The sequence below is a fragment of the Planomonospora alba genome (assembly GCF_039534085.1).
GTDB lineage: Bacteria > Actinomycetota > Actinomycetes > Streptosporangiales > Streptosporangiaceae > Planomonospora_B > Planomonospora_B alba.
This window is the reverse complement of sequence record NZ_BAAAUT010000024.1, coordinates 44306-55851: the sequence shown is the minus strand read 5'-3', so window position 1 is coordinate 55851 and position 11546 is coordinate 44306. Positions and strand designations below refer to the sequence as shown.

Sequence of the window (11546 nt, the reverse complement as noted above, 5' to 3'; positions counted from 1 at the left end):
GGCAGAGAGAGGACGACAGTGGTGCAGGGAACAGGATCCGTCACCGACCTGGCCTGGTTGCTCGACGACCTGGTCACGCGGGTGACCGAAGCGGAGAAGGGCATCGTCTTCTCCACCGACGGCCTGCTCATGGCCGCCTCGGCGGGGCTCGGCCCGGCCGACGCCGAGCACCTGGCCGCGGTGGGCTCGGCGATCCAGAGCCTCGGCAGGGGGGTCAGCGAGCGGGTGGGCGGCGGCACGGTGCGCCAGACCGTCATCGAGATGCGCTCGGCCTACCTGATCGTCTCCGCGGCGGGGCAGGGGGCGTGCCTGGCGGTGCTCTGCACGCACGAGGCCGACGTCGGTCTCGTCGCCTACGAGATGGCCATGCTCGTGACCCGGGTCGGGCAGTACCTCACCTCGCCGGCCCGGGCGGCGGCCTCCTCCGGTGCCCCGGTCAAGGGCGACGGCGCGCCATGAACCCCCGCGACGAGCATCCCGACGCGCAGTGGGTCGACGCCGAGGCGGGGCCGATCGTCCGGCCCTACGTCCTCACCCGGGGCAGGACCGAGCCGGTCCGCGGCCGGTTCGACCTCATCACCCTGGCGGTGACCGTCCGTCCCGCCGTGCCGGGCGAGATGGGCCTGGGCCCGGAGTGCCTGGAGATCCTGCGGCTGTGCATGTACCCGCAGTCGGTGGCGGAGCTCGCCGCGCACGTCAACCTGCCGGCGGGCACCGTGCGCGTCCTGCTCAGCGACCTGCTCGACCAGGGATACATCGCCCTGCAGGAACCCCAGACGGAGACGGACATGAACGACGAGAGGCTCTACAGGGCGGTGCTCGATGGACTCCGTGCGCTCTAGCCGCGACGCCGGGCGGGCGGTGCTGCCCAAGGCGATCAAGATCCTCGTCGCGGGCGGGTTCGGGGCCGGCAAGACCACCCTGGTGGGCGCGGTCTCCGAGATCGAGCCGCTGCGCACCGAGGAGACGCTGACCGACCGGGGGGTGGGCGTCGACGACCTGTCCGGTGTGGAGAGCAAGGGCACCACGACCGTGGCGATGGACTTCGGCCGCATCACCATCGGCGACGCCTACCGGCTCTACCTGTTCGGCACCCCCGGGCAGGAGCGGTTCTGGTTCCTCTGGGACGAGCTGGTGCTCGGCGCGCTCGGCGCGGTCGTGCTGGCCGACACCCGCCGGCTGGCCGACTGCTTCCCCGCGCTGGACTACTTCGAGCGGCGCCAGACCCCCTTCATCGTCGCGGTGAACTGCTTCGACGGCGCCCGCCGCTACGACCTGGAGGAGGTGCGGCTCGGGCTGACCCTCCCCGGGGACGTGCCGATCGTGCTCGGGGACGCGCGCAGGCGGCAGTCGGGCAAGGAGGTCCTGATCACCCTGGTGGAGCACGCGATGAAGGTCCGCCTCGGCCGGGGGCAGGCCGCCGCCCCGGGGCGGCTGGAGCCCATCCAGTGATCACATATGTCCGCCCGGGTGGGGAGAAAGCCATCCGGCGCGGCGGCGTGGTCCCCGCGGCCCGCGCCCGCCGTGCCACGATTGCGGTGATCATGGCGAGCCCCTGAGTGAGCGCCCCGAGGAGGACGCATGTGCGACGACCCCGCCTGCACCGGCTCCGCCCTGCCGCAGGCGGTGGCCGAGGCCCTCGACGACTACCGGGCGCTGCTGGCCCGGCACGGGGTCACCTGGGGCGAGGACCCGATCTTCTACGTGAAGTCGATGGCCGCCGACGCCTACCTGATGGGCCCGCGCGACTTCTGGGGCGTCTGCCACCGCAAGGTCGCCGAGCGGCACCCGGGCGCCGACGTCAGGAAGCTCGAAGAGCACCTGCGCGAACTCGACATGGCGGAGGTGGTCCGCGACGTCCTTGCCGGGGAGGTGCTGGAGAACCTCGCCGCGCTCCGCCTGTCCGGCGGCGCCGGCGCGCCGGAGGCCGTGCTGGAGGCGAAGGCGCTGGCCGTGCTCGACGACCGGCCGCTGCGCACGACGCTGCTGGTGGACTCCGCCCGCGCCGAGCCCGCGACCGTGCTGGTGGACGGCAGGCCGTACCGGATCGGGCCGCGCGGCGCCGCGCTGATCCCGGTCACCTCCGCGGTCGAGGTCGTCGTGGACGGCGCGCGGGTCGACCTGGCCCCGCTGACCCGCCGCGCGCCCGCCGCCCGCCTGCGGGTGCGCGCCGGCATGCCGTGCCGGTGGAGCGTGTACGGCGAGCACGGCCAGGGCTGGTACCCGGCCGGGGCCCCGCACCGGCGCGACGCCCACGTGCGGCCCTACTTCCACGGCGACGACCTGGTCCTGGACGTCCCGGCCGAGCCGCTCACCGTCCGGGTGGCCCGCGGCATGGAGTACGGCACGGCCGAGGCGGCCGTCACCCCCGTCCCGGGACGGGAGACGGTGGTCGACCTGGTCCCCGAGCGGCTCTACGACGCCGCGGCCCGCGGCTGGTACGGCGGGGACATGCACGTCCACCTCAACTGGGCCGGGGACATGGTCGGCACCCCCGGCCTGGCCGCGGCCATGCAGCACGGCGAGGACCTGCACGTGCTCAACCTGGTCGCCGGGAACGTCTCCTCGGCGCGGGTCTACGACGCCGAGGCGCTGGAGCACTGGGCGGGCCGCGACCTGCCCTGGTCGGACGCGACCCACCTGGCGCGGATCGGCGTCGAGTACCGCAACGACCTGCTCGGCCACTTCTTCGCCTTCACCCCCGCCGCGCCGCCCTCCCGCTTCCACACCGGGTTCCTCGGCACCGCCGACTGGCCGCCCAACAGCGCGGCCTGCGAGGAGCTGCGCGGCCTCGGCGCGGTCACCGGCTACAGCCACCCCTTCCACGCGCCGGTCGCCGAGACCGACGGCCCGGAGGCGGCCCTGCTGTGGCGGCGCAACTGCTCGGCCCGGGAGATCGTCGCGGACGCGGCGCTCGGCCTGGTCGACGCCCTCGACGTGCTCAACCACTCGTCGGTCCAGGCGACCGCCGTGGTCTACCGGCGCCTGATCGGGGCCGGGAACCGGCTGGCGGTCACCGCAGGGACCGACTCCATGGTCTCCTTCGCCCGCCGCGGCAGCCAGTCCAGCCCGCCCGGCTGGGAGCGGGTCTACGCCCGCCTGGACGGGCCGCTGTCGGCGGAGGCGTTCGCCGAGGCGATCCGGCGGGGCCGTACCTTCGCCACCACCGGCCCCTGGCTGGAGCTGGCGGTGGACGGGCGCGGGCCGGGCGACACGCTGAACCTGTCGTCCGGCGACCGGGTCACGGTGACGGCCCGGGCGGTCGGCCCGGAGGTGGAGCGGCTGGAGATCCGCACCGCCGACGGGGTCGTCGCCGCGGCCGCCGACGGCGCGGCCACCGCGGCTCCGGGCGTGGAGGCGTCCGTCACCGCCGGCGGAGGGGGCGCCCCCGTCCTGGAGGTCACCGCCGGGCTGGTCGTGGACGGGCCGACCTACGTGGTCGCGGTCGCCTCCGGCGCCCCGCACGAGCGCAGCTTCCACCCCACCGGCGTGCACGCCCACACCAGCCCGGTCCACCTCGACGTGGACGGCCGCCACGTGGCCCGCCCCGAGGACGTCCGCTGGTGCCTGGAGTGGCTCGACCGCCTGGAGGCGATGGTCCGCGAGGAGGGCGGGTTCGACGCGCCCGGGCAGCTCGACGACCACCTGGCCCTCTACGAGCGGGCGCGCGAGGTGTACCGGAGCAGGCTGCGCCGCTCCGGCTCGCTACCCTGGCCCGCGTGAGGTTCCGAACGGGAGGCGCCGCCGCGGTGGTGCCGGTGGCGTTGGCGGTGCTGGTGGCGGGCTGCGGCGGCGGCAGGGCCGTCGGTGACTACGGGAAGGTCACCGAGGGGCGGATCGGCGCCACGGCGGAGGTGGAGGTCGCCCCCGGCGAGCGGTTCTCCCTGGCGGTGGCCGAGAACGCCTCCGTCGGCGACAGCTGGAAGCTGGAGGAGCTGCCCGACGTGGCACTGCTGTCGTACATCGGCGACGAGTACGAGCACGAGGGCGGGTCCGACACCACCGGCGGGGGCGGCACCCGCTACTACGTGTTCAACGCCAAGCGCCCCGGCACGGCCTCGGTCACGGTCTCCAACTGCTGGCGCTGCCCGGCCGGCCGCGTCCCCGCCGACGAGCAGAGCCGCCGCCGCTCCGGCGAGGCGACCTTCCGGATCACCGTGAGGTGACCGCACCGCCGCGGCGGACGGATCCCCGGGCCGCCGGAGGCCGCGCGGATCACCGCGCGGGCGGACGTGCCAGGGTGGAGGTATGAACCGACTGGCTGAGATCGACCTGTCCCGCAGGCTTCCGAAGAAGGAGGCGGCCGAGCGGCTCGACGCCGCGCTCTACCGGCTGCTCCGGCTCCGGCTCATGCTCGGCGGGCAGATCGGCGACAAGCGCATCGGCCCGCCGCTCTGCGTGGTGTTCGAGGGGTGGGACGCCTCCGGCAAGGGCGGCGCGATCAAGCGCCTGGTCCGGCCGCTCGACCCCCGGCACGTCCGGGTCGCCCAGTTCGCCGCCCCGACCCCCGACGAGGCCCGCCACCACTTCCTCTGGCGGTTCTGGAAGGTCCTGCCCGGCTGGGGCGGCATGGCGGTGCTCGACCGCTCCTGGTACGGGCGGGTGCTGGTGGAGCGGGTGGAGGGCTTCGCCACCGAGGAGCAGTGGAGGCGCGCCTACGGCGAGATCGTGGAGTTCGAGCGGACCCTCGCGGCCGAGGGCATGATCATCGTCAAGTTCTGGATGCACGTCTCGGAGGAGGAGCAGCTGCGCCGCTTCCAGTCCCGGGCGGGCGACCCGCTGCGCGCCTGGAAGCTCACCGCCGAGGACTGGCGCAACCGGGACAGGCGGGCGGAGTACGAGATCGCGGTCGAGGAGATGCTGGAGCGCACCGGCCACGAGGCCGGGCCCTGGCACGTCGTGGCCGCCGACGACAAGCGGCTGGCCCGGGTCACGGTGGTGGAGACGGTCTGCGCGGCGGTCGAGGCCGAGCTGGCCGCCCGCGGCTACGACCTGAGCGACCCGGCGCCCGGAGGGAGCGACGAGGACTGAGCCGGCGGGGCCGGGCGGCCGGTTGACGATGATTTTTCCTGCGCCGACCAGGGGGGAGGGGCGGGCCGGGGAAGGTGGCGGATGAGGCCGGGTTGCTCCGCGAGACCAGAGGGTAGGGCAGCCGATCCACGCCTACAGCCACCGAACGAGGAGAGGCGAATGACCTTCAATCCGTTGCAGGAGCGGGGGATCCCGCTGGACCGGCAGCTGCGCAACTGGCGTGAGCTGAACGTCATGCCGATCGACCCCGACCACTCCGACCCCTACACCCGGTGCCGGATCATCACGATGAACGGCATCGAGACCGAGGCGGTCTTCTTCAGCCACCACATGGCCCGGCACTGCCCCGACATGGCGGTCAAGCACCAGCTGGCCGAGGTCCGCTACATCGAGGCGCAGCAGCAGAAGGCCGTCAACTGGCTGCTGCCCGGCCTGGCGTCGGTGCTGGAGACCACGCTCGCCTACGAGCAGGTCGCGGTCGACCTGACGGCGTGGGTCGCGCGGATGGAGCCGGACCCCTACCTCAAGCAGGCCTACCAGTTCGGCGTGCTGGAGGACTTCGACCACCTGTACCGGTACGCCAACCTGTTCGAGATGATCGAGCACCGCAAGGCCGAGAAGATCGTCGACGGGCTCACCGAGGTCATGCCGGGCCGGCCGACCTACCTGCACCACCGGCACCCGATCGACAACGTGCGCGAGCCGTACGACAGGAGCACGACCGAGCCGATCTCCAAGATGCACGCGCTGACGATCATGGCGGCCGAGCAGCAGACCATGAACTTCTACATGAACGTGGGCCCGCTGTACATGGAGCCGATCGCCCGCCAGCTCTACCAGGAGATCGGGATGATCGAGGAGGAGCACGTCACCCACTACGAGTCGCTGGTCGACCCGGGGGAGACCTGGTGGGAGATGCTGCTCAACCACGAGTACAACGAGTGCTACCTGTACCACTCGTTCATGGAGACCGAGTCCGACCCGAAGGTGAAGGCGATCTGGGAGCTCCACCTCAACATGGAGCTGGAGCACCTGCGCCTGGCCGCGGAGCTGTTCAAGCGGCACGACGGCCGCGACCCGCAGGAGGTGCTGGCCCCGCACCTGCCGGCGCCGGTGACCTTCGAGCCCAACAAGGCCTACCTGCGCGAGCTGCTGGCCACGCAGATCGACTACACCACCATCGGCACCGGCTACGTGCAGGACATGCACGAGCGGTTCGAGAAGCTGCAGGCGGCCGTCCACGGCGGGGAGAAGCCGCCGAGCGAGCTGGTCATCGACGACAACCGCGCCAAGTCCGGCCGGGAGTACCGCCACCAGATGGAGGGCGACCACCCGGTGCCCAGCCTCCGCGAGATCCGCTAGAGCGGCCGCCGGGCCCGCACGCCGTACGGCCCGCACCCCTCGCGGGGTGCGGGCCGCACCCGTGCGCGGGCCGCCGGGAGACGGGCCGTGCGGCGGACCGGCGGCGCCGGACGGTGCCGTGGCGCAGGCGGCACGGGACGGCGCCGGGCGCGGGGCCGCCGCGGCCGGCTCAGTCCGCCTTCATCGCGTTGCGGATCACGTCGCGGATCCGGTCCATCATCGCGACCGGCGTGCCCACCAGGATGTTCTTGGTCGCCGACTCGACGCCCGGGTGGGGGTGGGTGGGGGCCATCGCCTCGGCGGCCTTCAGCCCGGCGGCCATCGCGCGCCGCTCCGTCGGGCTGGTGCGGGCGCGCAGCTGCATGAACTCGTAGCGCTCCTCGCTGCGCGCGTGGGCCATCACGGAGGCCCGCAGCACCGCCAGGTTCGTCATGAACCGGGAGTCCTCGACACCGGCCTTGTCCATGGCCATGAGCAGCTTCTTGGCCTCGTGCTCCTCGGCCAGGCGGTCGTCCACCACCGCGTCCCCGCCCTCCAGCTTGCGCCGGGCGTACGGGTGCACGATCTCCTCCTCGGCCGTCTCGTGCACGGCCAGCATCCGGACCAGGCGCTGGAAAGCCTCCTCCCGCTCGCTGGCGGAGGCCTTCTCGACCTCGTCGAACAGGTCCCTGATCATCGAGTGCTGCCGGATGAGCAGGTCGACGACGTCGTTCTCTTCCATCAGTTCGGGCACCGTCTGGCGCTCGGTCATGTCGTTCTCCCTTCGGTGTACCGCTGGGCTACCCGTGTGCCGGGGGCGAAACCCGCCACCGGGCCCGCCGCCGCATGGCGGGTGTTTGCCCGGTGGGAGCCCGGGCACCGGCCACGCATGGGAGAAGGTTCGGGAAAGAGATCCGGCGCGGCCGGGCCGGCGCTGTGGCACGGCGCCTTCAACGTGCTGTCGGGGTTGTGGCCGCTGGTGCACCTGCCGAGCTTCGAGAAGGTCTCCGGTCCGAAGGAGGACGACTGGCTGGTCCGCACGGTGGGCGGGCTGCTGGTCGGGATCGGCTGGTCGCAGTTGCGGGGCGCCGCGACGCCCGAGGGGCGCGAGCACGCGCGGCGGGTGGGCGTCGCGACCGCGGCGACCCTGGCGGTGATCGACGTGGTCTACGTGGCGCGCCGGCGCATCCGGCCGGTCTACCTGCTCGACGCGGCCGTGGAGGCGGCGTGGATCGTCGCCTGGTGGCGGGCGGGAGCGCACGGGCACGCCGGGGACCCGCCGGTCCGGGTCCCCGCCGTGCCGCCACGCGCACGCCGGCGCGTCAGCTCCCGAAGGCGTCCTTGATCTTCTTCCCGGCGTCCTTGACCTTCTCGCCCGCCTGCTTGAGGCCGCCCTCGGTCCGGTCGGCCCGCCCCTCGGCGCGCAGCTCCTCGTCACCGGTGGCGTAGCCCAGGTTCTCCTTGGCCCGGCCCTTGAGCTCCTCGGCCTTGTTGGAGATCTTGTCTTCGGTGCCCACGGTCGTCCCTCCTCGGTCGTCGTGTTCTCTCGGACGACAACGGCACCTATCCCGGTGGAGGAAGGACAAACGCCGTCCGCCCGCGGGGCCTGCGGACTCCGCGCGGGGACGGCGCCGTGAACCCCCTTCCGCCGCGGATCGTCCCCCGGATCGTCCGGCGAATGAAAGGGACGCGCGGAGGATATGGGGATGGTCGGCAGGATCACGTACCTGTCCGGTTGCTCGTCGTCGGAAAGGGTGTGGGCGGATGCGGTGGGCGGAGCGGCTGAGCAGGATGGACCGGCGGCTGTTCGCCGCCGTGGCCGGCGCGCGGCTGCCCGGCTTCGAGCGTGTGGTGCCCGCCCTGTCGCGCGCGGCGGACAACTCCCTGCTGTGGGCCGGGATCGCCGGCGCCCTCGCGGTCAGCGGGCGGCGGCCGCTGCGCCGGGCGGCGACCCGCGGGCTGCTCGCGGTCAGCCTGGCCAGCCCTCTGGTGAACCTCGTGGGCAAGCAGGCGTTCCGGCGGAGGCGGCCGTCCGCCGAGGGGCTCCCGCTCGCACGGCTGGTCAGGATGCCGCTGTCGGCGTCGTTCCCCTCCGGCCACTCCGCCTCGGCCGCCGCGTTCGCCGCAGCCGTGGCGGTGGAGGCGCCCCGGGCCGTCGCCGTACCCGTGGGGCTGCTCGCCGCGGGGGTGTGCTTCTCCCGCGTCTACACCGGTGTGCACTACCCCGGTGACGTGCTGGCCGGGGTGGCGGTCGGCGTGGCGGCCGGGGCGCTCACCCTGCGCCTGTGGCCGGAGGCCGCCGAGGCGGGCCGGGCCCGGGCCGCCGTCACCGCCCCTCCCGTCCGGCTCGACCCGCAGGGCGAGGGCCTGGTCGCCGTGGTCGACGAGGGGGCCGGCACGGGCGCCGCCCAGGCGGGGGCGAGGGCGGCGGACGTGCTGCGCGCCGCGCTGCCCCGGGCGGAGATCCGCGAGCCGGGCCCCGGCGACGACCTCGGCGAGGTGGTGCGCCGGGCCGCCTCGCAGGCCAAGGTGCTCGCCGTGGCAGGAGGCGACGCGCTGGTGAGCAGGGCCGCCGGGCAGGTGGCGCAGACCGCCACCCCGCTGCTGGTCGTGCCCTCCGGCCCGCCCGGCGACTTCGCCCGCGCGCTGGGCGTGCTGACCGCGGACGAGGCCGTCGCCGCCTACCGCTCCGGCGACCTGGTGAGCGTCGACGTGGGCGAGGCCGCCGGGCGGACGTTCGTCGACTCCGCGAGCCTGGGCGTCTACCCGGAGGTGCTGGCCGGCCGGGAGCGGCGGCGGGGCCGGATCGGCAAGTGGCCCGCGCTGCTGTGGGCGATGGCCGAGGTGCTCGGGCGGGACGCGCGCCCCGTCGACCTGGTCGTGGACGGCGTGCCGCGCCGCGTCTGGCTGGTGTTCGTGGGCAACTGCCGCTACGAGGTGCGCGGCGCCGCGCCCACCCGGCGCGAGCGGCTGGAGGACGGCCTGCTGGACATCCGGATCCTGGCCGCGGCCGACCGGCTGCCTCGGGCCCGGGTCTTCCTCAGCGTCCTGACCGGGCGGTTCAAGCTCTCCCGGCACTACCGGCAGTGGCAGGCCGACACCCTGAGGGTCTCCGCACCCTCCGGCGGCCGGCTGCGGCTGGCGTGCGACGGGGAGGTGTTCACCGTCTCCGGCGAGGTGGAGTTCACCAAGCGCCCCCGCTCGCTGCTGGTCTTCCGTCCCGCCGAGTGAACCGCCCCGGCGGGCGGAGGGGAAAAAGCGTTGACGCGACCGGATCGGCGACATAGAGTCATCGGCGTCCTGTCGTCGTCCCTTGGGGAGTCCGGTGGAGTTCTGAGGTTCGGACACCGCGCCTGCGAGAGCCGTCTCACGGCCCGGCGCGCTTCGACCTCAGCGGAACGCTCCCCGTCTCCGGCGGCGGCTTCCCTCCTGGGTTCCCCCTTGCGGGGCGTGCGCGCCCGCGGTGTCTCCCGTGTCAGCGAAGAAGACCACGACACCTCACCGGGAGCCGCCCATGTCATCCCCCACGCCATCCTCCATCGTCTGCGACCGCCTCTCGTTCGCCTGGCCGGACGGCACGGTCGTGCTCGACGGGCTCGACGCCGCCTTCCCCGCCGGCCGTACCGGATTGATCGGCGTCAACGGCTCGGGCAAGTCCACCCTGCTCAAGCTCGTCGCCGGGGAGCTCGTCCCGGCGTCCGGGTCGGTCAGCGTCACCGGCGAGGTCGGTTACCTGCCGCAGAACCTCCTGCTGGACGCCGGCCGCAGCGTCTCCGACCTGCTCGGCATCACGGCCAGGCGCAGGGCCCTGCTGGCCCTGGAGCGGGGTGAGGTCGCCGAGCACGAGCTGGCGGAGCACTTCGCCGTGATCGGCGACGACTGGGACGTCGAGGAGCGCGCCCGGGCCGAGCTCGACCGGCTCGGCCTGGACGGCCTCGGTCTCGACCGCCCGGTGGCGACGCTGTCCGGCGGCGAGACCGTGCTGACCGCCCTGGCCGCCCTGCTGCTGCGCCGCCCGGAGGTGCTGCTGCTGGACGAGCCGACCAACAACCTCGACCTGGACGCCCGCCGCCGGCTGTACGCGGCGGTGGAGTCGTACGGCGGCGTGCTCGTGGTGGTCAGCCACGACCGGGTCCTGCTGGAGCTGGTGGACACCGTGGCCGACCTCGGCGGCGGCGCGATCCGCATGTACGGCGGGAACCTGACGGCCTACGAGGAGGCGCTCGCCACCGAGCAGGAGGCGGCCGAGCGCATGGTCCGCGTGGCCGAGGCCGACGTGCGGCGGCAGCAGCGCGAGTGGGAGGAGGCCCAGGTGAAGCTGGCCCGCCGGGTGCGCTACGGCAACAAGATGAACGAGCAGAAGCGCGAACCGAAGATCATCATGAACGAGCGCAAGCGCCAGGCGCAGGTCGCCGCCGGCAAGCACCGCAACCTGCACGCCGGCAGGCTCGCCGAGGCGCGCGAGCGGCTCGGCGAGGCCGCCGCGGCGGTCCGGGACGACCCGGTGATCCGCGTCGAGCTGCCGGAGACGGCCGTGCCGGCGGGCAAGACCGTGCTGACCGCCACCGGCCTGCGGACCGTGAGCGGGACCGCGGTGGAGGAGCTGGTCGTGCGGGGCCCGGAGCGCATCGCGCTGCTCGGCCCCAACGGGTCGGGCAAGACCACGCTCCTGCGCACGCTCGTCGGCGAGCTGGAGCCCGCGGAGGGCTCCGTCGCACTGGGCGTGGCCGGCGTGCGGTACCTGCCGCAGCGGCTGGACGTGCTGGACGACGCGCTCAGCGTGGTGGAGAACGTCCGGCGGTTCGCGCCCTCGGCGACGGCCAACGCGATCCGGGCCCGGCTGGCCCGGTTCCTGCTGCGCGGCTCGCGGGCCGACCGGCCCGCCGGGACCCTCTCCGGCGGCGAGCGGTTCCGCGCCGTGCTCGCGGCGCTGCTCTCCGCGGAGCCGCCGCCGCGGCTCCTGCTGCTGGACGAGCCCACCAACAACCTGGACATGGCCAGCGTCCGGCAGCTCGCGCAGGCGCTGGAGGCCTACCGGGGGGCGCTGGTCGTGGCCAGCCACGACCTGCCGTTCCTGGCGTCGGTCGGCATCACCCGCCGGCTGACCCTGGACCGGTCGGGCGCGCTGTCGGACCAGGCCGGGCCGGTGGCCGAGGAGGAGGTTTGACGTGAGC

12 protein-coding genes are annotated in these 11546 nt (G+C 74.1%); 10 read left to right on the top strand and 2 right to left on the bottom strand.

From position 1 onward, the window contains the following. Positions 1 to 18: 18 nt before the first annotated feature. The 7 genes from ABD823_RS16215 (at position 19) to ABD823_RS16185 (ending at position 6393) form a co-directional block, all read left to right on the top strand. Positions 19 to 459: a roadblock/LC7 domain-containing protein gene (locus tag ABD823_RS16215; RefSeq protein WP_344860330.1), complete on the top strand. Its 441-nt coding sequence runs from the start codon at positions 19 to 21 to the stop codon at positions 457 to 459. Beyond that, complete coding sequence (locus ABD823_RS16210; protein ID WP_344860329.1) at positions 456 to 842, top strand: DUF742 domain-containing protein; 387 nt, start codon at positions 456 to 458, stop codon at positions 840 to 842. The genes ABD823_RS16215 and ABD823_RS16210 overlap by 4 nt, the downstream gene beginning before the upstream one ends. Further along, complete coding sequence (locus ABD823_RS16205; protein ID WP_344860327.1) at positions 823 to 1452, top strand: GTP-binding protein; 630 nt, start codon at positions 823 to 825, stop codon at positions 1450 to 1452. The genes ABD823_RS16210 and ABD823_RS16205 overlap by 20 nt, the downstream gene beginning before the upstream one ends. A 129-nt stretch (positions 1453 to 1581) precedes the next feature. After that, complete coding sequence (locus tag ABD823_RS16200) at positions 1582 to 3723, top strand: CehA/McbA family metallohydrolase (RefSeq protein WP_344860325.1); 2142 nt, start codon at positions 1582 to 1584, stop codon at positions 3721 to 3723. Beyond that, complete coding sequence (locus ABD823_RS16195) at positions 3720 to 4166, top strand: protease inhibitor I42 family protein (RefSeq protein WP_344860323.1); 447 nt, start codon at positions 3720 to 3722, stop codon at positions 4164 to 4166. Before ABD823_RS16200 ends, ABD823_RS16195 begins: the two co-directional genes overlap by 4 nt. Before the next feature lie 82 nt (positions 4167 to 4248). Beyond that, on the top strand, positions 4249 to 5031 hold the full coding sequence (locus ABD823_RS16190; RefSeq protein WP_344860322.1) for a polyphosphate kinase 2 family protein: 783 nt from the start codon (positions 4249 to 4251) through the stop codon (positions 5029 to 5031). Positions 5032 to 5190: 159 nt separating this feature from the next. Continuing rightward, positions 5191 to 6393, top strand: coding sequence for a hypothetical protein (locus ABD823_RS16185; protein ID WP_344860320.1), 1203 nt, complete (start codon positions 5191 to 5193; stop codon positions 6391 to 6393). Positions 6394 to 6562: 169 nt separating this feature from the next. On the opposite strand, the gene ABD823_RS16180 is transcribed toward ABD823_RS16185, so the two are convergent. Next, positions 6563 to 7144, bottom strand: coding sequence for a hemerythrin domain-containing protein (locus ABD823_RS16180; RefSeq protein WP_344860319.1), 582 nt, complete (start codon positions 7142 to 7144; stop codon positions 6563 to 6565). A 117-nt stretch (positions 7145 to 7261) separates the two neighbouring features. On the opposite strand from ABD823_RS16180, the gene ABD823_RS16175 reads away from it, so the two are divergent. Next, the gene (locus tag ABD823_RS16175; protein WP_344860317.1) at positions 7262 to 7717 is read left to right on the top strand and encodes a hypothetical protein; all 456 of its coding nucleotides are present in this window, start codon (positions 7262 to 7264) and stop codon (positions 7715 to 7717) included. Here ABD823_RS16175 and ABD823_RS16170 read toward each other — a convergent pair. Next, entirely contained in the window at positions 7695 to 7889 is a 195-nt protein-coding gene (locus ABD823_RS16170) for a CsbD family protein (RefSeq protein WP_344860316.1), read from the bottom strand. The two genes, ABD823_RS16175 and ABD823_RS16170, sit on opposite strands and share 23 nt — an antisense overlap. A gap of 247 nt (positions 7890 to 8136) precedes the next feature. Here ABD823_RS16170 and ABD823_RS16165 point away from each other — a divergent pair, with 247 nt between their 5' ends. Beyond that, a complete protein-coding gene (locus ABD823_RS16165; RefSeq protein ID WP_344860314.1) occupies positions 8137 to 9603 on the top strand; it encodes a bifunctional phosphatase PAP2/diacylglycerol kinase family protein in 1467 nt (488 codons plus the stop codon). Positions 9604 to 9886: 283 nt separating this feature from the next. After that, positions 9887 to 11539, top strand: coding sequence for an ABC-F family ATP-binding cassette domain-containing protein (locus ABD823_RS16160; RefSeq protein WP_344860312.1), 1653 nt, complete (start codon positions 9887 to 9889; stop codon positions 11537 to 11539). Positions 11540 to 11546: the final 7 nt, after the last annotated feature.

Bases quoted from the DNA above. Each gene is read 5' to 3' on its own strand.
- ABD823_RS16180 (WP_344860319.1), bottom strand. From the start codon at position 7,144: ATGACCGAGCGCCAGACGGTGCCCGAACTGATGGAAGAGAACGACGTC.
- ABD823_RS16165 (WP_344860314.1), top strand. From the start codon at position 8,137: ATGCGGTGGGCGGAGCGGCTGAGCAGGATGGACCGGCGGCTGTTCGCC.
- ABD823_RS16210 (WP_344860329.1), top strand. From the start codon at position 456: ATGAACCCCCGCGACGAGCATCCCGACGCGCAGTGGGTCGACGCCGAG.
- ABD823_RS16160 (WP_344860312.1), top strand. From the start codon at position 9,887: ATGTCATCCCCCACGCCATCCTCCATCGTCTGCGACCGCCTCTCGTTC.
- ABD823_RS16200 (WP_344860325.1), top strand. From the start codon at position 1,582: ATGTGCGACGACCCCGCCTGCACCGGCTCCGCCCTGCCGCAGGCGGTG.
- ABD823_RS16185 (WP_344860320.1), top strand. From the start codon at position 5,191: ATGACCTTCAATCCGTTGCAGGAGCGGGGGATCCCGCTGGACCGGCAG.
- ABD823_RS16190 (WP_344860322.1), top strand. From the start codon at position 4,249: ATGAACCGACTGGCTGAGATCGACCTGTCCCGCAGGCTTCCGAAGAAG.
- ABD823_RS16205 (WP_344860327.1), top strand. From the start codon at position 823: ATGGACTCCGTGCGCTCTAGCCGCGACGCCGGGCGGGCGGTGCTGCCC.
- ABD823_RS16175 (WP_344860317.1), top strand. From the start codon at position 7,262: ATGGGAGAAGGTTCGGGAAAGAGATCCGGCGCGGCCGGGCCGGCGCTG.